This is a genomic window from Paenibacillus chondroitinus NBRC 15376, from assembly GCF_004000765.1.
Lineage (GTDB): Bacteria > Bacillota > Bacilli > Paenibacillales > NBRC-103111 > Paenibacillus_E > Paenibacillus_E chondroitinus.
Genome location: NZ_BILW01000022.1, coordinates 1 through 21,776 on the forward strand (window position 1 = coordinate 1; position 21,776 = coordinate 21,776).

The window sequence follows — 21,776 nt, forward strand, 5'->3', positions numbered from 1 at the left end:
TTTCACTATTATGTAAAAACCTATTATACGAGTTCCAGTCTATTTTGCGGGGTCACTAGCTTAGTGCTCTTAGTTTGTTTTTGGGCAGGAAAGAACAAGAAGGCGGTGAAGCAAAATGGCTAAAATAAGCGAAAGCGACATACGGCAGTTATTTGAGGACTGCGGCGACGTTAGCCTTGAACCTATCGGTGGTTTTCTGTTCATTTTCTGCCAAGGCATGTCCAATCGGGAGCAAATCAATGAAGTGAGCACATGCAGTGCAGACATTTTGAGGCAGCACCAAGCCACTTTAACATCGAATTGGAAGAATGAACTATCATTATATGTGTTTAGTGGCAACTTACTTCTCTTCGACATGGAAACGGAATGCTTTTATCTGCACTATGTCGCAGACCCGCCTCAAAGAGACCCGGAAGAGTCAGTGACGGAAACGTCCTCCAAGGGAGCACGCGACGGATTTACCGAAAGCATCAAGACCAATGTGGCGCTAATCCGCAAGCGATTGCTAACTCCGACACTCAAAGTGGAATCTTTTACAATTGGTGTCCGGAGTCAGACCGAGATATGTTTGCTCTACATCCGAGATATTGTTAATAAGGAGGCTGTCGATGAGGCTCGAGAAAGATTACAGAACATCCACATCGATGCGCTTATTACGAGCTCTCAGCTGGAAGAAGCAATTTCGGATAAGACTACGTCGGTGGTACCGCTTATTGACAATACCGGGCGGCCCGATTTTGCTGCTGAGTACTTGATCGGCGGCCGTTTCGTAGTTTTGCTTAACGGTTCGCCACTTGCCATTATCGCCCCCATTACACTTACATCGCTTATAAAATCACCGGAAGACGGCTATTTCCGTGCGGTGATCAGTTCTTTTCAACGGCTAATCCGAATGTTTGGCTGGTATTTGGCTTTGTTCCTGCCAGGATTCTACATCGCGCTAATCGGATTCAATTTTGAGCAGATTCCATTGCCTTTGTTAGCAACAATCGCAACAAATCGCATCGGACTTCCGGTTTCACTTCCATTAGAGGCAGTTATCGTGCTCATCTTGTTTGAGTTGTTTAAAGAAGCAGGACTGCGGCTCCCGAAATCTGTAGGCCCTACGGTAACCGTAGTCGGCGGTATCATCGTAGGCGATGCCGCCATACGAGCCGGTATTACGTCTCCTACAGTAACAGTCGTGGCCGCGACCACGGTAATATCCGGCTACACGCTGGTGAATCCGACGCTGAGCGGCATCGTATCAATTGCACGCATCGCCATTATGATCATCACCTCTTTTCTCGGGATGTTCGGGTTCTTCCTGTCTATCTTCTTCGTCATCGCCTATTTATCCGATCTCAAATCGTTCGGGATCCCATATCTCTCTCCGCTTTCACCGCCATCTTGGGCAGATATCACAGGAGCTCTGCTTAGGAAACCGGCGAATAAAATGAAAAAGCGTGCACAGAACTTACATTTGCAGGACGATACGAGGATGAGGGACGGAAAGTCATGAATAGAGTCTGGAAATCGACCTTGGTCGGCTGCATCATGTTATTCCTTTGTGGATGCTGGGACGGAAAGAACATTCAATACTTTAATTTCGTTAATATGATCGGCATCGATTATATCGACGGAAAATATAAAATCTATGCGCAAATAAATGATCTCGCGTCCATGGCGAAGCAAGAAGGAAGCGGAAACACCCCGAATCCGATTGTTGTTGGAGTAGGCGAAGGGGAAAGTATCGGGATGGCGATGTTCGATCTGCTGAAGGAAAGCCAGATGAGAATGGATTGGACACAGACAAAAGCGTTTATATTTAGCGATCGTTTGCTTGCTAAGGGGATTTTCAATATCCATGACGACTTGATGCGAACACGCGATCAACGTTATACACCCTGGGTATTTGCTACGAATGAAGACCTTAGAAAGATTCTAAGCACAAAGCCGATTACTGGAAACTCCTCGATTAACACAGTGTACTATCAACCAAATCTTTTATATAAGCAGATGCAATCCTCTTTTGAGCCATTGAATTATCAGAGGTTCATACGATCTTCAAGAGAGCCGTTCGAAACCATGCTGTTGGATCATATAAAACTCTCCGAGAGCTGGGACAAAGACGGTAAACCGTTTACGCTGCCAACCGTGGATGGTCTTGTTGCTTTGAAGAAGGGAAAAAGCGAAGTCAGATTCAACCGTAAAGAAGCTAGCGGAGTGAAATGGTTAAAAGAGAGAACATTACGCGGTATACTCCCCATCAAGGACGATCATGGCATATTTATTGGAACCGCAGCCTTAAAGAACAATAAGGTAAAGAAAACAGCCGCATATAAGAATGATAAACGAATCGTTAAGATTGAAATTAGCATGGACGCCTCCATTAGAGAGCAGAAGAAACCGCTCGAGCTGAATGAAATGAATATGTTGATTAAAAAAAACGTCGTAGATGAAATTACAAAAACCTATGAACTTGGCAAGAAACGATCTGTTGACATCTACTCCTTAAACGAAGTTTGCTATCGTAAAGGCTTGACCGTCAATGAAGATATTCCGGAGCTTGAGCTGGATATCAAAGTCAATCTCTTGGCTGCGAACATGTTCGAGTTACGGGACTAGTTCTTACGAAATGCCTCCACTTAGGCCCTCTTTATAATCAACGTCTGACTGTTTGGATATTATATTTCAACGTTGATTAAGTACAGATACTAATTTTACCATTTAATCCCTAAATTTATGACTGATGTTATTCTGATGACCCGATAACAAAAAACGAATCGTCTGTTTTGGTAGCCAGCGATCAAATATCATTACCAATGTAGTAAAAAAAGGTGGTCTCTAACAATATTCGAGTTATGCCCTCCCGCTTAGTTTATCGAGAGAGGGCATAAACCCGACCCGAAGTTCAAAATCAATTATTCGAGTATCTTAACTGCAACAATCGCAAGATCCAGAATGTCGATCTTATTATCCCCATTCAGATCTGCAGCTTTAGCAGTCACCCAATCTGCGCTTGTGGAATCCTTGCCATAATGGTAGGCAACCATCGCCAGATCTCCCACGTTTATACTTCCGTCATTATTCATGTCTGCGGACTTAATTACAGCAGCCTTGAAGTTATCCACTGCACTGCCCAGTGCTGTTGCGGCACTGTCAACCTGGGACTGTGTCGCACTTGCGTTGTCATTTACAGCTTTTGCTGCTTGGATGGCAACGCCTAACGCATCTTTGGCTGCCTGCGGATATTGACCAGGTTGTGTTCCAACCACTGCCGTGTCAAATTTTCATGTGTGGACGTGTAATATATTCATCAATGTTAAATTCGTTTAAGTGTAGAAACTGCGCTTCTTTTATTTCTTCTGCCTGCATTTCACTTCGCTGTCAGCAGAAAATAAAGTATTTTCTGGAGTTCTTGATTTAACGCCGTTATGTGGTTAGAAAATCGTCAGTTTTTGAAAAATAAGTTTTAGACTGCCCCTAGAAATTAAAACGGCGACAGCCAAGGACGAGAAAATAAAGTCCTAGACTGTCACCGTTTCATGCAACTCCATCGGTTCGCCGTTAGCTGAATGAACGTCTCTTTATGTAAAGATCTGTTCTTCAAGTTCAATACGAATCCTGTGTACCAAACAGCTTTTCCAAACTGTCTTCACTCGATTGATCTCATACTTTTTGCGTATTTCAACATCTCATTTTCATCTAAAATAAAAGATGTCATCTTACAAAGTGTATTTCCTTGTAACCACACAAGTACACCACCTTTTTACCCTTTTGAAGGAGCAACCCATTTTGTAAAGTATCCTTTATTCCCATTAATATCGACGATTTTCTCTTCAGTAAAATGCAAATTTGCACCAATTCCTACTTCTGAACTCGTTTCGATAATAGATATTATTAAATTTTCATTTTTGACATAGTGTATTCCCAAATCCTGAGGGTCATTTTCATGCTGCTTCTCATATGGATTTACAATTAGCTCCCATTCCGTATCAGTAACTTGCGGAACTAAAACCTCAAAAGACATTCTCCCTCCTACATCATCTAAAGTTGGTTCTGAACTGTTAAGAAAGTAAAAGGGTCTGCTTCAGCAATTTGTAGAGGGGCAAGAGCAAACAATAAAAATCCTATTATTAAATACTGTTTAACCATAAGGTAGCATCTCAATTATACATTTTCCTTACCTTTCCCGAGTTGTTATTCCTTATTCAACTAAACTCCCGTTAGCGCAATGAAGTTAGCTGAATCAATCATAAATTGACTTCATGCTATTTGTTTTTCCTATCCCGTTGCCTGGTTCTAAGTCATTAGAAAAATGCGATAACAAATTTTAATCCATGAACCAATACCACTTCCCGAATAACGGGACACAATAGTGAATGGATTCCTGAAAAGTGAACATTAAATATGTATTGTTCTGCTTCTTTGGAGAACATACCATTTTTTGTCCTTCTACGGAAACCTGTGCAACTTCTTGTCTTTCGGAAAGGACAAGAAGTTGTATCCATTATAATAAAAAACGCGTAAAGCGCGGCTTCTTATGCATATATGTTCTTGTCCTCCGACAACAATATATAGACGTTTTTTAAAATAACTAAGTTGTGTAATTTCGCATCAATATTCCTACTAAACGAAAAAGCAGCCGATCCTTTGGCCGGCGCCGCTGTCTTCACAGCTTTATCGCCATCAACAAGCAGATTTTCGACGACCACTCGGTCCGGTCTCTGGGGGGCAATCCGTGGCAACGGACGTCGATTTAATTAAAATCCTTTTCCTCCAAGCGGCCGAACAACCAGTGATGGCACAACTCGTTCAGAACTTGCTCTTGACCTTTAATCTTAACGGTCTGCTCCCAAATGCTCAAAGCTTAACTAGCGTTCCTCAGTCAACACAGACTTCACCGGTTGGAAATCAGCCTAAGCAAACGTATACACCGTCCAAACATACGAATACACCGGTACACGTCTATCACCGTCCTGCAAGATCTTCGGACAGAGAGAACCAGCAAGATAACTAATTCAATGAATATTGCCATAGTAATACTTTTACCATAGGCCCAAATGTTCGATACAGGCCACAAAAAAGCCTTGATTCTCTGACCTGAGAATCAAGGCTTTTTTGCTAGCAGGCTTATCAGTCTCGAGCACTTATACAAGTCTTTTTCGGCATATTAATAAAAGGACATGAATTTAGTGAAGAAAAGATGATGCAGGATATCCCTCGATTGCAGAGTTTCTGGAAGCAGCTTAAAAACGATACTTAGTTATGATCTAAACAAAAGAAAAGATAACAAGAAGCACGGATGAGTCGGAAAGGCACTATCCTTACGGACAAAGATCCTGTCGGGCAGCATATCTGACCTCCACCTCATGGACAGGTTGAATGAAGGAATGTGGGTGGGTTGACCGCCATGAGCGCATGTGGAGATCCAGAATGCCAGTTACGCGTAGTTTTTTAGTTTGGAAGAAGCTCATTTCCTTCTAATCTTTCCAGCTTGGAGAGCTTTCAAATACATATTTCTCAAGCTTTTAATTTTTCGATACATCTTTTTATCTTTGAGTTTATTAAACAGATCGTGAGATGGATAGTCAAAATTCACTTCAATGATCCATATTTTATGATGTTGATCGATACCAAAATCGATGCCAATTTGAGAAGAATATTTGTAGCGATTAAATCGATGACAAATGCGATGACTTAAATCGATTAGGTCTTTAATCGTTCTATGTTGCTGCTCATGGGTTAAACGTAGTGAAGTGTCTAACGCATGCTCAATTGGAATTACATATCCGCCTCCCCGATTTACGTTCGTAATAACACTAGACCGTCCAGCAACTTTGGCTAACATTCCTGTATACTGCCAGTTATTCTGTGAGTTTCGCATCATCATGACCCTGATATCAAAAGGCCTCGTTTTGATTTTGGCTAAATGAATCGTTTTTTGGACGATATATAGGTCTTTGGAAGTCTGTTTTTGTATCGTGTTATATGCGGACTTCAGATTCCGAAAGGATTTGACATCCCCCTTCACTTTAACGAATCGATACTCTTTATCAATAGACCAAGCTTTCATGATACCCTTGCCCATGTGAGACATATTCGGTTTTATGTAAACCGATTTATACCGTCTCATTAGGCGATAAAATGAATCCCGATTTAATACCGCTGTCGGCGGCAAATAAGCTCTGATATGAGGATCCTTTGAATAAAATAAGTGCAATCCTAACTTGCCAGGCATGCCATCCTCTCCCCCTCTTAAAGTATCTCGCGAGCCGTAATGTACCTACTTAACTAAAAAGGGCTAGTGATATCTACATTAAAGAGCCTATTGATTGACCTAAAACTCACGTATCGTTTTCCCTGGTCAGTAAGGAGGGGATCCATCCGGAAGTTAACTCCCTCTCTTCTGGCAATCGCTCTCTGTCGTGGAATAGATATGAATTCAGAACCATCAGTAGCAAACAGGAACCTGGCATTACCTCCTTTTAAATCATACTCTAGAATTTCCAATACATCGTCCAAGGCTAGGTAGCGAATTCCGTTTAGAAGGATAATTATTTAGTTTTTAAAAGTTTACGCGTATTTTCAAAAAAGCCTTTTTGTAAAATAACAATGTCAATCGTTTGTCTTTGTATAGTTTGCATAACAATCTCCACCTTTTAATCTCGGATACATCTTTATATTCCTAAAGGAAGGGATTTGAACCCTGGAAAACACCTAAAAAGAAAAGAAGAGGGTCGTTATTAACGTCCATCTTCCCGGGTTCATTTAGTTCGTATGTCTTGTCTACGTTTTCTTAGATTAAGACAATTGAAATGATTGAGTACCGTTTTTCCGGCAGAAACAATACTTCTCACCGTTTCGAACATCACACTTATCTAAACCATGTGCCCCCTGTAAATTTGTTCGCATATAATACCTCTAAATGAATGTGTAGGAGGTAGCTGTAATGAAGAAAGTGAAATACAAAATGGGCAAATTAGGCAAACATATTTTCATGCGAAACTATAGCAATATAAACACGTTATTACCTGACACAGAAGCAGCAACAAAATCTAACATCTTTAATATGATAAGTAAGTATGATTCGCTCTATTTAAAACCAGATGAGGGCACCGGTGGTCGTGGAATATATAAAATATCAAAAACCGAAAATGGGTTCGTTTTAAGAGGTGGAACTACCTCAAGAAATTATGATACCTTTAATGCGTTATACAGTTCTCTTCACAAGTTCTTATATAAAAACAAATATGTGGTTCAACAAGGTATTGATCTATTAAAACATGACGGTCGCTCATTTGATATACGGGTTATGGTGCAAAAGAACAGAAATGGACAACTGCAAACGACAGGTATAATTGGGCGGTTGGCTAAACCGAGCAAGATAGTAACTAACTTCCACAGTGGAGGCACACCATTAAAAATTGAGACATTACTCAAATCATATCTCAGAGGAGCCGATAGGACAAACTTTATAAAGAAGATTAAATCTTTAGGGAGAGAAGCAAGTATTGTTCTCGGAGAAAGTTATAGAAGAAAAAAAGCTTTCGGAGTTGATATTGCTATAGATTCAAATATGAAGCCATGGATTCTAGAGATTAATACTGGGCCGGATATGAGTATTTTTAATACGCTTAAAGACAAAACAATGTATAGAAAGATTTTAAGGTATTCAAGATTTTGAACGATGAATTCAATGAACTGAACCTATACGAATGGTAAATAATTAAGATTTTCTCCTTATCTAAGTGCTTGTGCCTATTTCAATAGCTTAAGTAGGTGCGTACTATAAATGATCTTGGAGGTGACTTTTGCAAAATGCACATAACTGAAAGTCTTTTAGCGAAAGACACGAAGTTCGAAACACCTTATTACTTGATCAAAGGTTCTTCAGTAGGGAAGAACGTAATTGTAACTGCAGGTATTCATGGTGATGAAATAGCAAGCATTCTCGCAGCTAAAAAATTTTTGGGTTTGATACAGAAGGATCTTATCCACATTAACAAAGGGAGTTTGATTATCATACCAATTGTTAATCAAAACGCCTATAAAAAGCGGATTAGGGGGATTCCTGACTTGAACCGGACTTTCCCGCGTAAACACAATCATTTGGCAAGTCATCCACTTTCGGCTGCCTTATTTAAATTGGCAAAGGAATTCCAGCCATCCTGGTATATTGACCTGCATGAAGCAAACGGTTTATCAAAAATCAACCCAAAGGTATTAGGACAAACATTAATTGTCAATCCTAAAAGCAAAATAATACCTTTTGTAAGACGAACTGTGCATCTTATGAATCTCACGATAAAACAAAAATCAAGACATTTTACGGTTCGCTTGCGGAATTTACCTACTGGTTCGGGTCGTAATGCTGCATACCGTTTATTAAATTCAAGAGCTATCACCGTCGAAACGAGTTGGAATTTACCCCTTTCTGATCGAGTAAATTATCAAACGAATATCCTTCGGAATATTCTTGATGAAACAGGCTTGCTATAAGAAGATATTTCTTGATTACCTCAACATAATGAGGAGCGGCAACCCTAAAGGGAAGGTTACCGCGCTTTCTTTGTTGATGCAGTATATGATAAGATGACTTCTACTCCATCTTTTTGGGTTGTTGTCGTCTTATTTGCATTTATACGTTCTGTTTGTTTAAGCTGATTCAACAGGACAAAGAAAGAGACGGTTACCGTGCTTTCGCTATGGCGTTAGCGAATACTACTTCATCATTATTCGTAACCGGGAAAGAGTCCTAGGTATACTATGCTCGAGGCAGGATCCGGCTATTATTGGCGTTGTACCAATCTCCAAGATGCCCTACCACAGGGGGATTCAACTAGCTACGTTCAGCAAGCCTCACCTTTAGGTGATTTGTCTAGTTTAAAAAAAATTGCTGAGGATAAACTAGGTTATGTAAATACAGGCAATTCCTCTGCTTCCAACTAGCATGGGCGAAGTCGCTTCTGACTACTTATTCGAGCACCTGAATCTTCTTATTTCAGCACCACTTAATGTTCTTATATTCATCGCTGCCATGGTCTTGCAATTCAAAGTGCGCAAATATTATCCTATTTGGAGCTAACTTCACTATGCATTCACAATTAAAAGTAACTATTTTCCTTGTTCTTAGCGTTATTTCTGTGCTTTGCTTTTTAGTGGTTGCTACCCTGTTAAAAGGGCAGCCGATTGCACATTTTGACAGCAGCGTAATCGCTGCGATTCAAGAAATGGAAAGACCCTGGCTGACTTCGCTAATGAAAGCTTTTACTTTCATCGGTTCAACGCCCGTTGTGGTTGTCATTACAATAGTCTGTTTATTCCTCTTCTTTAAATTCCTCCACCACCGACTAGAATTAGTTCTATTCCTGGTCCTTATAGCGGGCACCGCCATCTTGAATTTTATCTTGAAAATGATTTTTCAAAGGGATCGTCCGTCTCTTCACAGACTAATTCAAGAAACAGGGTACAGCTTTCCCAGCGGCCATTCCATGGAAGCTTTTGCGCTGTATGCCGCACTTGCTTTTCTATTGTGGCGACATGTCCCTACAAAACGCGGTCGAACGGCAGTCATTTTAATCAGTATTCTGATGATACTCTCGATTGGTATCAGTCGAATCTATCTCGGTGTCCATTATCCGAGTGACGTTGTTGGCGCTTATTTTGCTAGCGGATTCTGGTTCACTTTCAGTGTTTGGATCTTCCAATGGTACATGGAAAATCGCGCTAAAAGAATCCCCGCTTTCAAAGGCTTTAACTAGAAACTGACTACAAGTATGGTGAAACTTACAGAAACTAACCGTACTAACTCCGTAATCCTCTATAGAAAAATCCCAACGCATTTGAACAAGTTCATCTACATCGTCTAATGTTGCTAATCGTACAATTGCCATCTCTCATCCTCCTCGTCCTGGTCTAGGAATATTAAGAAGCTACTAGTACGGTCTCGCGGCAGCTTCTTCTGTATAGCATTAAACTATCGTTCCGCGTCCCTTGGTTTTAAGGGTTTATCTCACATATACTCACTCGTTCGCAGAATTCCATCACCTTAAATCAAGTGAATTTTAGGATAGAGAACAGGTAGACCGGTTGAGGGGGCGGGCAAGGCATGCGGAAATAGAGGACTATTAGGATGTTTCTGCAGTAATTCACTCATCCAACGGCTCAGTTTTTCAAACCCTTCAATACTAGTGGAAAACGAAAGATGACGTTTCGAAACCACTATTCCGCGGAAGTTTGTAGCTTGTGCGACATGTATTTCTTTCGCCATATCGATTCCTACAACAAGATGCGAGGTGGTATTTTGTTCGACCCGTTGATTTTGTGTATCTATTTACTTAAACTTCATTGTAAGAGCGCCTCCCTGATGTGTTGTCGACAAACCCAGAGGCGCTCCTTTTTTTACAAAGCTCATTTCTTAAGCTCTACAGGATTGTTTAGCGTAATGAACGCTGGTTCATTGTTTGCTTTAACCAATACCTTATACCTTTACCAGCTAAAGGCTCGTCCTCGAATCTAGGAATTACATGCAGATGAGCGTGAAATATTTCCTGTCCTCCAACTCTTCCACAATTCCACCCAAGATTATATCCTTGTGGAGCATATTCTTTATCTAATAACTCCTTGACCTGTTGTAATAGATCAAACGTTGCTTGCCATTCTTCAGGCGTTAATTCAAAAGCGGTATCTCTATGCATTTTTGGAACAATCAAACCAGAACCTATTAAGACTTCTTGGGGTTTTTGGACAAAGAAACAGTATTCATTATTTAGAACGATGCTCTGTTCACGGTCTTTTTCTGGAAAACAAAATGGACAACTCATCTTAAGCCCTCATTTCCATATCCTTATTCTCCTAAAATTCCCCTAAGCTTTTCAATTCTCATGCCAGTTACTAAAAAAAAACCAATTCACCAATTATTCGATAATCATTAGCTTTATATATTTCTCCTAGCGCCTCCTCAAATAATAAAATTTCCGATTCAGTTCTCATAAAGCGATTTAACTTTAGTGTCGCTATATTATCATCTAGTTTCACATATGCACCTTCCTTTGGATTCATTAATCCCCCAGTATCCCTTGTACACGTTGACTTAAATTATATCACTTATCATTAGCGTAATTTGCCCGTTAGGTGAGCGCGAAGCTGCCTCGTTCTTTTCAAGCTGCATAGGAGGATACAAAAACCCGTATGCCGAAATACAACCATATTTCTAATAAGGATTGCGGTTTGGAGAAATACTTTTATGGAATAAGACAGGAGGTGAACAATTAACATGAGTAAAACTAAAGACACTAGTAACCCGAAGCATGCCACGTCATCAGGTAAAACCGGAGAACAAAAGAAATCGAAGTAAAGCTATTTCGTACCGTCATCCCACTCTCTGCGCTTAAGCGAGCGAGGAGTTCGAACTATCAAAGCATTAACAAACCCGGTTTACTTGACCGGGTTCTTTTTTTGGAAATATAACAACAAGTCACTCCTGACGATGGAGTTGGTAAGAAACGGTAATTGCTTTTTTATGCCAGTTAATAAAAAAATAAAAAGGGGAGTTGCCGCGAAGCAAACTCCTTAACTATGGTTACCCCTTAGTTTAATCCCATGAGTATTTGTTTTGCATAAGAATCCCAGTCTGCTTTATCGGTGTTTATCTCTAAAGTGGGGATAAGCGATTGTTTAGTACACATACGAAGCTTTTCCTGATCCTCCAAAAACTTCTGACATGTCTCTGTTACTGTGGGGTGGTTTTTCATTACGTAGGATTTCCAAGCTTCGCCCCGACTTTCAATATATCTAGGCCCTACAACATCTTGGGATAAGGTTAAAAGCACACAATGTGCATTCAGCCTTAATAAACGTTTTTCCATCATTTCAATTTCTTCAGAATTTATAAAGGCCGCTCGATGATTTACATTGAACCTCTCTAAAAGAAAAAATACACCTTTGGATGGTTTCGTATGACCAAGTGAATCAATCCATGCGAATTGCTGCTCAAGATACTCAACATGACGACTTAATAGCTGAATATGTTCATCCTTGTTCATGGATCTTAATACACCTTGGTATGAATGTAAAACTTGCGAGTAGTGTTCACTAATTGCAATTAACGTCTTTTCATCATTGTTTGTTTGGCTGTGTAATCTCTTTATTGCAGAAAATACTGATGTTTTTCCTGTGGTAGACAATCCTTCAATAATTACTCCCCGAATCATACTTCACCTCACGCTATAACTTTATAAGTTCCACTATAATTGAAACATTCGATAATTGGTTAAACTATCCCGTCGTTATCTCAACGGGCAACGACAGCCAATCATATGCCAGCTGCCGTCATGTCCTTTTTGAACTGAACTGTAGTTCTTTCTATAGTTCAATTAAGTCGAATTAAAATATGAATTTTGAATATGGTTTAACACTATGTGTTATGTAATATTCGATTAAAAAATCTCGAAGCGTCTGAGGAAACTTAAGATCATTCTTTGCTTCGCTATGCTGTAAAGTTTCAATTACTGTTGATATATCCAACCATTCAAATCCAATCTGTGCAACGTCAATCTGTAAATGAGTTATCTTGTCTTCTGTTGAAAATGAACAGTTAAAGATGAATTCAATTGCATGTACTTGTTTAATTAAAAATGAATACTCGTGATTATTGGAGATATACTCCCTTACACACACCAATTCTTTAATAACCGTATATATATTTAATTCTTCTGTGCATTCACGTAGAATTGTATCATCAATCGTCTCGCCAGATTCTTGCCCGCCACCAGGTAATGTATAGTAAATACCTACATTATCAAGCTTTTTCTTAATTACCAGTAGCTTATTATCGTTTTCAATAATTGCTTTTGCTGTATTCCTAATCAAAAGCTCCCCTCCTGATGCTTGTGCCACACTACTAACGTTTATCGTTAGCTTCACGATGCCAATCCCAAAGTGTTTTAGCCTTATCAAACACCCAATTCAAGTCAATATAGCCTCGTTCCATATGAAGTAGAAGTGCATCTCCCCAAGCTAAATATTCAGCACTATTAACTTCGTTAGCCTAGTGAACAGGCTCATCCTGTTCCTCAATGGCTTCTAAAAGGAATAAGCGGACTTGCTTTCGAATGGTTAGTCCATTTTTTATGATAGGATATTCAACATCGCCAAGCGGTGAAAGAATTCTTGATTTATCTCTGTTTCTTCAAAGATTTCCCGGACTGCAGAGTCCTCCCAAATCTCTCCAGATTCCAGATGTCCTTTTGGAAACCCCACATGTCCATATCTATCGTGAATGAGTAGAGCTTGTAAACCTGTGTCTCACGAAGAACTAATCCCCCCGCAGCTCGTTCAATGAGATTCTCTGTCATAGTATACCTCCTTTGTCAATGCAAGCCGAAACCTATTATACTAAATGCTCAGATAGAATTTCATAAGAATTGAATTAAGCAGAACTGTCAGGTAACTTAAAGGAAGCTGCCGACTATGCCGGTAGCCTCCACTAGTTGTGTTTATTGCGCTATAGCTCCCCGTTTAACTAAATCGTGCAAGTCTTTCAAAAGGCCCGACTTATAACTTGTCCTCGATATTCTAATTGTATCTTGAGCCCTTGTTCTTTGGACCTCACTTAACTCAGATAAGGGCGACCATCTATATTCGGAATGTTCCGAACTAAGCTTTATTTCCTCGTTTTCAGGGAACGAACAGCGAAAAATTCCGACTTGTGCATTAATATTACTGTGATGGACTGTCTGTCATTTTTCCATTTATATCGTTGGAGGATTTTTCAAAACATAGATTAACCGTTCTTTCTTTAGACCAAGTACGATGCATAACATTACGTGGAATGGTGAATATACGACTTAATTATAATCATTCTAATTGCTTATCATTACTGCCCGATAGCTTAATGAGAGAAGGAGCAGCTGCCGCAACGGCAAACTGCTCCCTGGATCCTGTCCCTATAGCTTAATGACTTATTATTTAAACACTTACTTTGCCGTCATTCTCGTGTAATTGAGTTTACATTACCCAATTGAGCTAGGTCACAAATGTATTGCAAGCAACCTCGTCTCAAAACCCTTAAGTTCTGAATCCGATTCAAGTTTAAAAATCTCATTTGCACTGTCCAACGCGATCAAAATACAATAAGCTGCGGTCCTGAAGTCGGCCGCACCAAAAATCTGTGGTCCATTATCTAACTCAGTTACATTACCTTCTTGGTCAGTATTTAAGTATCTATTTAATGACCATATAGTCGTGTGTGCATCCTCACTGAGTTGCCTATAGGCGAGTTGATAAAAAGTTGTCATACCCGCTTTTTTAGCTAGGTCCTCGATCTTTAATTCAGGAATATTCTCTTCTTCAATCTCCTTTTTAAGACTATCCCTTATTCCCTCACTCACCTGATTCGCTATTTCTCCAAATGTATCGCTATCTTTGAGAATTACGTTTATTAATTTTTGTCGTTTACGCTTCTCATACCTAACAAAGTCCCAAGCAAAACCCTGTTCTTGGGCAATTAACTTGAGTGGAATTACTGTTTCCAATAATGAGCGTGTTAATGTCCCGCAATCCGCCGCCAGCCCTTTTCTGCTCAATAATATTACAGATTGAAAGGTGTTTGTTGCTTTAATTAGTAAAGCGGCAGTAACTACTTCTGCCAAGTTATCTTGATTGATTGCCATACGGATTCGAAGATTATTTGCAAATTGATTTAGTTCATACATGAGCTTATACCAATCTGCGTTCTGTTCAAGAATGGGCTCCATCAATTCATCAATCTGTTTGCCAAGGAAACTCATTAAGTCAAAGTCCATTGTTTCTCTCCCAAGAGATCCTCATATTGATTAGAATCAATTACATTTAAACCATCCAGTTCAAGACTGGTAGTGCATGGTGGTCACAACTGACGTATTAGTGAAGTATAGTTCCCCGTTACTTTAATGGCATTTCGTTTTGAAATAAATCCTACCGGACATACGTTGTTTGTGTGCAAGCGATTATGCGTCGTATATCATCGATATCTAATTTCATCTAACACCATGAAGGTTGAGATGATCTTCTATTGTATTTTTCATGATCCCATCGAGTACAATTTTACCGTCAATTTCACGATTGTGTAGATAATCCAGGATATCTTCTATGGTTACAATAGCATTGGTTTGAATGCCATAGTCATCATTTAATTCCTGAATCGTCGTTTTATTGCTCAGTCCTCTCTCTAGTCGGTCGACTGAAACGATTAAATTTGTAATCTTTACATCTGCAATGTTACTCAGTAAATTTATACTTTCTCTTACTGCTGTACCCGCAGTTATCACATCTTCAATGATTGCAATACGGTCGTTATTCTGAGGTATATAACCAATGATTTGTCCTCCTTCACCATGATCTTTTTTCTCTTTTCTATTAAATGTTATTGATATGTCTCTATTATACTTATTGTATAAAGCAACAGAAGCAGCTACCGCCAAGTGGATGCCCTTGTAAGCAGGACCGAAGAGAACATTTACGGATTTATCCACATTTGAGTTTAAACAATCAGCGTAATATTCGCCTAAAATAGCAATTTGTTTCGCAGTTTGAAAGTTCCCTGTGTTAATCATGTATGGTGTCTTTCTACCACTCTTAGCTACAAAGTCGCCGAAAATAAGAGCATTCGATTTAACCATAAATTCGATAAAATTTCCTTTTTTGGTCATTCCAACACATCCCCCATAAATATAAATACTTCTCTTGTATCTTAACACATATTGGAAGTAACCTGCCCGATACTTCAATAAAACAAGGGACAGCAGCCTGCCACGGCGCTCTGTCCCTTGTTTTGCACTATAATTTTACGTTAGAATAAAAAAGTTTATATTGCCGTTAAAATTTGATTTTTGTGATGGTTGTCGTGGTCGTTAAATTCGTGAATGATGTAAAGCAAGGAATATGGTGTACCAGTGTGAGGGCAAATCTCTACTCCGTTCGCGGTGACATGTTTCGCAACAATGTCAGGGTTGGCTAAGAGCATATCCACCAGTTGTAAACGGGTTGACTTAAATTCATCGAGCAGACTAGCTTTAGAGACTCCCGATCTGGCATATTCATAAGCTACTTGGTTAAACGAATTGAAGTCCGGGAATATCATGCCTTCGTCATTATTGATTGCCGGGATAATTGTAGAGATAATGTAAGTATCCCAGTTCTTAAGATGTGAAATGATTTCTCCGGCTGATGCTTTTCCTTCAGCAAGCGGTTGCAACCAAATGCTCTCGTGTAAATCACGTAGGGTATCCGTCCACTCTGTAAATTCTTTATATCGAAGAATCGTATTTTTATCCAAGCTAACAGCCATAATGGAATCCCCATTTCCTACGAATAGTAACCCACTAATAGTAACAAACATATGTTCGATAGTAAACATTGATTTTATGAAATTATGAAAAAGGGAGCAGCTGCCAGCCGAGGCGATCTGTACCCTAATTGTTCAACTATCGTTCCCAGTTAGCGCAATGAACCCGTGCTGATCTAATAACTGTATATGGTATTATGTGACATACCTACTTACGTCTCACTTTCAATGCTATCTTCAATTGCAATTTCTTTTATGATAGCTTCTACAGTATCCAGTTTAGTAATAAATGCATTCTGAATCCAATTCTCACCTTGTTTTGATGTGAAATAGTAATTATTTTTAAATAAACTTTTCTTTTTAACGTAGCTTTGAACCCACTTAATTTCATTTTCTGGATCTGTTATTCCTAAATAATATAAAGGTTTTATTGCAATTTTCATTAATGTCTTTTCAAGATCAGATCTAAAGAAGCAAAGATGAGAAATAATAGAGAAATAACCTAAAGCAGCTCCCTCACAGTTTCATTATTCGGGAGATGCTCATCCAATTCCTTCATTAGCGTAATCTGCCCGTTTAATCATTTGGAAAATACCCCCTTGGCCTTCCGTCGGGAATGAGATAAAGTTCTTGTCATTTGGTTTTGACAAGAACTTTATCCCATAAAACAAAAAAGCCGCGATTTTCGCGGCACTTAATGAGATAATGTTCTTGTCACCCGACAGAATTTTATCGGACGACAAGAACTTGACCCGTTAAACGACAAGAACTTGTCCCCTTGTCCCCATTGTTTCTCAACTCAGTCGCAAAAAAATCTTGGAGAAATAACCCAGTTCTGTGATTTTCAATCCTTTCCAATACCTGCATTCATTTATAAATAAGGAGTTTGCTGATATATGACATTGCTAATCGAACGTCAGTCTCCTCATTAATATTCCAAGCGCCATAGAAGATATTGAAGATTTGGAAGAAGCCTAGCCGATGCCGGACTTCACTTGCAGAAGCAATGACATCTGTATAAAATCCCCCTTATAAAGGAGCTGCCCGTCAGGCTCATTCCTTATATCTTCATACTTCGACAGATTGAATAAGTTCCTTCAGCTTCTGCGCCGACCGGTGAAGTTGCTCTCGTTCTGACTCCGAGAGCTCTAACTTGAGCACCTCGCGAACGCCGCTGCTATCCACGATGCAAGGGACGCCCAGATAGACATTCGATACCCCATGATAATCCTGAAGTAGCGTCGAGACATTAAGCACAGCGCCTTCGTCATGAAGAATTGCGGTACAGATGCGGTCGAGTGCGAGGGCGATCGCATAGTAGGTGGCCCCCTTTGCCGAAATGATCTCGTATGCGGCGTCCCTTGTGTTCGTGAAAATTCTCTCCTTCGTCTCTTCGTCGAACGGAATGCGGGTTCCGGCAATATTGGCCAGGCTCCACACCGGAAGCTCGGAATCGCCATGCTCGCCGATTATATGGGCGTGCACGCTGCGTGGGTCAATGCCCAGCTCTTCTCCGATCAGGTAACGGAAGCGCGAGCTGTCGAGCAGAGTGCCCGAACCTATGATCCGCTGAACGGGCCACTTTGATTTCCACCACGAGAAGTAACTCATGATGTCCACCGGGTTGGAAGCTATCAGCAGAATGCCGTCATGATTGTACTTGAGAACTTCTGTCATGATGCTCTCGAATATGGCGACGTTCCTTTTCAACAGATCGATCCTCGTCTCACCTGGCTTCTGGGCAGCGCCTGCCGTAATGATAATAATGTCGGCATCGCGGCAATCCTCGTATTCGCCCGCCCATACTTTCGTTCTCCCTAGGAAAGGAAGGCCATGATTCATATCGATGGCGTCGCCTTTTGCCTTGCCTTTGTTCGCGTCAATGAGCACCAGCTCATCCACTCGCTCCCTCAGCAACAGTGTGTACGCAGTCGTCGCGCCGACGGCTCCGACTCCAATGATCACAATCTTCGTTTTACTCATCCGAATCGCCCTCCGTAAGTTTAGTAGTTGAATCGATTTCTTCAAAATAGGGTTTGTTCACATAGTAGTACATCACGCCCATCAGCACCGCACCGCCAATGATATTGCCCAAGGTGACCGGAATGAGATTATGAAGAACGCCGCCCATGGTTATTGTTCCGGGATGATGCAGCACCAGCGCGATCGCGAACGTACACATGTTGGCAATGCTATGTTCGTAGCCGGAGATAAAGAAGCAGAACACGAAGAGAATCATGGCGAACATCTTCGCGCCGTCACCCTTGAGGGACAGGGGGATGAAGAAGGCAAGACAGACGAGCCAATTACAGAGGATGGCTCGGAAGAACAGCTCCACCATCGGCAAATTCATTTTCTTATCCACGACACTGAGCAGGAAACCGTTAACGGACGACTCGGCGAATAGCCCGGTTGTGTAGATCATGAACGCGAAAAAGGCTGCGCCGATGATGTTACCGATGTATGTATATAGCCATAGCTTCAGCAAGGTATTCCAACGAATTTTCCGTCTCAGAGCGGCGTACGTAAAGTAAAAGGTGTTGCCAGTGAACAAATCCCCTCCCCCGTAAGAGATAAGAATGATGGCCGCCCCGAAAGTTATTGCCGCCGTCGGATACGTGAGCGGAGAATTTCCCCCGTAGAAGAAGCTGCCCGTCTTGAATGCAACGATGACGCCAAACCCGATGAACATGCTCGCGAGCGCGGAACGCGCGAAATACCGTAGACGACTCTGCTTGAATACCTTGAGCTTCTTCAAGGCAAGCTGTTCAACCTTCTCGAGAGCAGCAATTTCCATTTACGCTCACCTCTAAATTAATTTTATACAGTGCAACAATCCCTTTATACCAATAAAAGGTTTAAGTAGGATCTGTTAACTCTTCCTAATGACAGAATTAATGAATAATGTCAGGGTCTTGCTGTGATGTGTATCATAAATTAGGAGTTGGGGATTTAGTGGTTGTATATAAACCAGAAAAAGTCGAGATGGCCTCATTACTCCCTTTATTGGTTAGTGAATTTTTCCACATAGTGATTTGGAAAAATATTCTTGACCCGTCTATTTCAATTAGATAACAGTGACTTGACGCATTTCCCTTTCGGCCTTTAATATAACAGCTGGCAGCACGCGTTTGATGTGACATAAATCACATGACAAATAATTCGTGCCCCGCCGAGAAGGAAATGTAGATCACATGTAGTATTTAATCACACTTATCCCCCCATTTTGGGATCTACATGTGATCTGGATCTACATGTTATATAAGATTCTGGCACCATCACTTATAAGATAAAAAAGAGATCTCCTAACAGAGGTCTCTTTTTTTCTTGAATCTTCTCACGGTATCACTAATATATTTTTAAGCTTCAGGATCTTGTAACCTAAGATACATTTTCTATGAAGACATGATTATTGAATCCTAACTACTGTAGTCGGTCTTCGTATGGGATAAATTGCTTGCAACACTTCAATTATTCTCCCATCGGGGACTCGGAAAAAAACAAAATAAACAACTACTCATGGCTTATCCCTCCTTATCTTTAGATGGTTATTTTTCAACGCCCAATCAACCTCCATCCCTAATCCATATGATTACATATCAATTGTGGAAAGGGAGATGCATTCATGGGTTCTACTTTTTATCAGGCGTTTAAGCTGAAAAATCGAATTTGGCGGAGTATGTTGGGGAGACCGGGAGTTACTGGTATTGGGGTCGGCTTCGCTGACCCGAACAAACCCGCGAAAGGTGCAGCTATTATTTTATATACCGATAAAAAAATGTCTTCGGCAAAAAAGTCCGGTTTGTATGAAGTAACAGGTAAATGGACCAAAGCATCATCCGTACCTTTCCGAGTCTACATGACGGGACAATTCAAGGAGTCTTCCGTCTCTCCGACTCAATCGGGGCCACGCGAGAGATGGCGTCCCATCCCGGGAGGTGTCAGTGTAGGAACTACGGTACCGACATCTGCGGGCGGAACCGGTGGACTAATCGTCATTAAAAATAATACCCTTTTTATTTTGAGCAACGCTCATGTGCTCGTTCCTGATAACACAACTGAGTTCCATAATACGATTCAGCCTTCTCCGGCAGATGGCGGTCGAACCGCTGATCAGATCGGCAGAGCTTTTCAATTCGTGCCACGAAGAACGACTAGCGCAAATTTTCAAGATTCGGCCATTGCTGTCGCGAACTCAAACAGTTTGCTGAATCCAAGGTATTTGATTAATGATAGAGGCTCTCTGATCACGGTCCCTGGTCATTTGCTAAGTTATCAGGTAGGGATGACATTCAAAAAAATGGGTAAAACAAGTGGCTTCGGAAGAGGCGTCGTAGAAGCGATCGGCGTGGAGCGAACGGTGACAGGCAATCTAGGTACGCTACTTTACCGTGACCAAACGGTTGTACGATTTACAGAAAATCGTTCCCTCCCAGGAGACTCCGGTTCCGTTTGGCTCAATGACAGCTCCGATCGACTGAATAACTATGCGGCAGCCGTCCATTTTGCCAGCCCTTCCGACGGAAGCAGATCCATCTGTTATCCGATAGAAAGAGCGATGAGAAGCTATGGAACATTGGTTGCTATTCCGGCAGGTAGTACAGGACGTTTCAAAGCCGGAGCCGTCGGAGGACGCGCACCAAGAAATAATTATGCTTATGTTCGTCCACTAACCCGGAAACAATTATCCCTCACTACTCCTGTCTTAAACGTTAGAAGGAAAAAATGAAAGGGCGCTCCCCTTACATCCCAGTATTCTGTCAAAAGATGACTTCTGTATTAATCAGGAATCATCTTTTTTTAAACGATTGGCCCTTTCCATCAACATATTTTGAACGGTCACTTTAAACAGTTCCATTAATCGATGTTTTTCATCAGCATACCTTAGACAATCCTGAGGGTGCTCACGTAAATAGTCTCTAAAAAGCAAAGTCATTTGCTCAGAAAAACTACCGCCTTGTCTAACATGAATATGAGTTCTTCGAGTGCCCGGCAATTCTCTAAAATATCTCTTTGTTTTGTCTGGATTTTCATCGCGAAATACAAATCCAACGCTCTCAATCTTGGTCTTATAGCTTGCTACGTCATCGTAATTTAGAACAGATATTTGGATATCAATGATTGGTTTTGCATCCAGACATTCAATCGATGTAGAACCTACATGATCAATACGAATTGCCAAATCACCTAATGAACTTCTCAATGTTAAAGCAATGTCATTGAACAGATTATTAATCCTAGATGAAAAACAGATTAGATTTATTCTGAAAATTTTTGAATAGATAGAAAGCGACCGCTAAAATTGTGCTACAGTCCTCGGGTTCAACATTTCTGATTTGCAAAAGCTCTTCCTCCTAGTCAGGATAGATAAAAATAATAATACCATTATTGGAACTGTGTTTTCTTATAGCAAAGTCATTAGTAAAATGCGATCATTATTTCAATCCATGAACCTATACCACTTCCC

The 21,776-nt window shown here is 40.6% G+C and carries 21 protein-coding genes and 1 pseudogene; 7 read left to right on the forward strand and 15 right to left on the reverse strand.

Annotation, left to right across the window (positions count from 1 at the left end):
- Positions 1–115 precede the first annotated feature (115 nt).
- Both PCH02S_RS21970 and PCH02S_RS21975 read left to right on the forward strand, forming a co-directional pair.
- On the forward strand, positions 116–1,501 hold the full coding sequence (locus PCH02S_RS21970; RefSeq protein ID WP_127456101.1) for a spore germination protein: 1,386 nt from the start codon (positions 116–118) through the stop codon (positions 1,499–1,501).
- The gene (locus PCH02S_RS21975) at positions 1,498–2,607 is read left to right on the forward strand and encodes a Ger(x)C family spore germination protein (RefSeq protein ID WP_127456102.1); all 1,110 of its coding nucleotides are present in this window, start codon (positions 1,498–1,500) and stop codon (positions 2,605–2,607) included. Before PCH02S_RS21970 ends, PCH02S_RS21975 begins: the two co-directional genes overlap by 4 nt.
- A gap of 296 nt (positions 2,608–2,903) precedes the next feature.
- Here the strand turns inward: PCH02S_RS21975 and PCH02S_RS36475 are convergent, their stop codons facing one another.
- From PCH02S_RS36475 to PCH02S_RS21990, 3 genes and pseudogenes are all read right to left on the reverse strand, one after another.
- The gene (locus PCH02S_RS36475; RefSeq protein ID WP_127456103.1) at positions 2,904–3,257 is read right to left on the reverse strand and encodes a dockerin type I domain-containing protein; all 354 of its coding nucleotides are present in this window, start codon (positions 3,255–3,257) and stop codon (positions 2,904–2,906) included.
- Positions 3,258–3,270: 13 nt separating this feature from the next.
- Positions 3,271–3,360, reverse strand: a pseudogene (locus tag PCH02S_RS21985) (DNA mismatch repair protein MutT); the annotation flags it as partial.
- Between the two features lie 391 nt (positions 3,361–3,751).
- On the reverse strand, positions 3,752–4,012 hold the full coding sequence (locus PCH02S_RS21990) for a hypothetical protein (protein WP_127456104.1): 261 nt from the start codon (positions 4,010–4,012) through the stop codon (positions 3,752–3,754).
- Positions 4,013–4,723: 711 nt separating this feature from the next.
- On the opposite strand from PCH02S_RS21990, the gene PCH02S_RS21995 reads away from it, so the two are divergent.
- On the forward strand, positions 4,724–5,002 hold the full coding sequence (locus PCH02S_RS21995) for a hypothetical protein (RefSeq protein WP_127456105.1): 279 nt from the start codon (positions 4,724–4,726) through the stop codon (positions 5,000–5,002).
- Positions 5,003–5,455: 453 nt separating this feature from the next.
- Here the strand turns inward: PCH02S_RS21995 and PCH02S_RS22000 are convergent, their stop codons facing one another.
- Positions 5,456–6,223: a YheC/YheD family protein gene (locus PCH02S_RS22000; protein ID WP_127456106.1), complete on the reverse strand. Its 768-nt coding sequence runs from the start codon at positions 6,221–6,223 to the stop codon at positions 5,456–5,458.
- Positions 6,224–6,934: 711 nt separating this feature from the next.
- Between PCH02S_RS22000 and PCH02S_RS22005 the strand changes: the two genes are divergently transcribed.
- The 3 genes from PCH02S_RS22005 (at position 6,935) to PCH02S_RS22015 (ending at position 9,746) form a co-directional block, all read left to right on the forward strand.
- On the forward strand, positions 6,935–7,669 hold the full coding sequence (locus PCH02S_RS22005) for a YheC/YheD family protein (RefSeq protein WP_246069201.1): 735 nt from the start codon (positions 6,935–6,937) through the stop codon (positions 7,667–7,669).
- A gap of 134 nt (positions 7,670–7,803) precedes the next feature.
- Entirely contained in the window at positions 7,804–8,484 is a 681-nt protein-coding gene (locus PCH02S_RS22010; RefSeq protein WP_246069202.1) for a M14 family metallopeptidase, read from the forward strand.
- Positions 8,485–9,077: 593 nt separating this feature from the next.
- Positions 9,078–9,746, forward strand: coding sequence for a phosphatase PAP2 family protein (locus tag PCH02S_RS22015; RefSeq protein ID WP_127456107.1), 669 nt, complete (start codon positions 9,078–9,080; stop codon positions 9,744–9,746).
- Positions 9,747–10,421: 675 nt separating this feature from the next.
- On the opposite strand, the gene PCH02S_RS22025 is transcribed toward PCH02S_RS22015, so the two are convergent.
- From PCH02S_RS22025 to PCH02S_RS22075, 10 genes are all read right to left on the reverse strand, one after another.
- A complete protein-coding gene (locus tag PCH02S_RS22025) occupies positions 10,422–10,808 on the reverse strand; it encodes an HIT family protein (protein ID WP_127456108.1) in 387 nt (128 codons plus the stop codon).
- A 765-nt stretch (positions 10,809–11,573) separates the two neighbouring features.
- Entirely contained in the window at positions 11,574–12,197 is a 624-nt protein-coding gene (locus PCH02S_RS22030) for a hypothetical protein (protein WP_127456109.1), read from the reverse strand.
- A gap of 172 nt (positions 12,198–12,369) precedes the next feature.
- Positions 12,370–12,909 (reverse strand): NUDIX domain-containing protein, encoded by a 540-nt coding sequence (locus tag PCH02S_RS22035; RefSeq protein ID WP_164819683.1) that lies wholly within the window; start codon positions 12,907–12,909, stop codon positions 12,370–12,372.
- 204 nt (positions 12,910–13,113) lie between these two features.
- Complete coding sequence (locus PCH02S_RS37035; RefSeq protein WP_164819684.1) at positions 13,114–13,245, reverse strand: NUDIX domain-containing protein; 132 nt, start codon at positions 13,243–13,245, stop codon at positions 13,114–13,116.
- A gap of 770 nt (positions 13,246–14,015) precedes the next feature.
- The gene (locus PCH02S_RS22050) at positions 14,016–14,789 is read right to left on the reverse strand and encodes a DUF5677 domain-containing protein (RefSeq protein ID WP_127456111.1); all 774 of its coding nucleotides are present in this window, start codon (positions 14,787–14,789) and stop codon (positions 14,016–14,018) included.
- 213 nt (positions 14,790–15,002) lie between these two features.
- On the reverse strand, positions 15,003–15,674 hold the full coding sequence (gene pyrE, locus PCH02S_RS22055) for an orotate phosphoribosyltransferase (RefSeq protein ID WP_127456112.1): 672 nt from the start codon (positions 15,672–15,674) through the stop codon (positions 15,003–15,005).
- A 155-nt stretch (positions 15,675–15,829) separates the two neighbouring features.
- Positions 15,830–16,312 (reverse strand): DinB family protein, encoded by a 483-nt coding sequence (locus tag PCH02S_RS22060; RefSeq protein WP_127456113.1) that lies wholly within the window; start codon positions 16,310–16,312, stop codon positions 15,830–15,832.
- Positions 16,313–16,521: 209 nt separating this feature from the next.
- Positions 16,522–16,752, reverse strand: a complete 231-nt coding sequence (locus PCH02S_RS22065) for a hypothetical protein (RefSeq protein ID WP_127456114.1) — start codon at positions 16,750–16,752, stop codon at positions 16,522–16,524.
- A 625-nt stretch (positions 16,753–17,377) separates the two neighbouring features.
- Positions 17,378–18,292, reverse strand: coding sequence for an L-lactate dehydrogenase (locus tag PCH02S_RS22070; RefSeq protein WP_127456115.1), 915 nt, complete (start codon positions 18,290–18,292; stop codon positions 17,378–17,380).
- Positions 18,285–19,106 carry a formate/nitrite transporter family protein gene (locus PCH02S_RS22075; RefSeq protein WP_127456116.1) on the reverse strand — a complete coding sequence of 274 codons (822 nt, stop codon included), beginning with the start codon at positions 19,104–19,106 and terminating at the stop codon, positions 18,285–18,287. The genes PCH02S_RS22070 and PCH02S_RS22075 overlap by 8 nt, the downstream gene beginning before the upstream one ends.
- 828 nt (positions 19,107–19,934) lie before the next feature.
- Between PCH02S_RS22075 and PCH02S_RS22080 the strand changes: the two genes are divergently transcribed.
- On the forward strand, positions 19,935–21,038 hold the full coding sequence (locus PCH02S_RS22080; protein WP_127456118.1) for a chymotrypsin family serine protease: 1,104 nt from the start codon (positions 19,935–19,937) through the stop codon (positions 21,036–21,038).
- Between the two features lie 54 nt (positions 21,039–21,092).
- Here the strand turns inward: PCH02S_RS22080 and PCH02S_RS22085 are convergent, their stop codons facing one another.
- Positions 21,093–21,512 carry a GrpB family protein gene (locus PCH02S_RS22085; RefSeq protein WP_246069204.1) on the reverse strand — a complete coding sequence of 140 codons (420 nt, stop codon included), beginning with the start codon at positions 21,510–21,512 and terminating at the stop codon, positions 21,093–21,095.
- Positions 21,513–21,776: the final 264 nt, after the last annotated feature.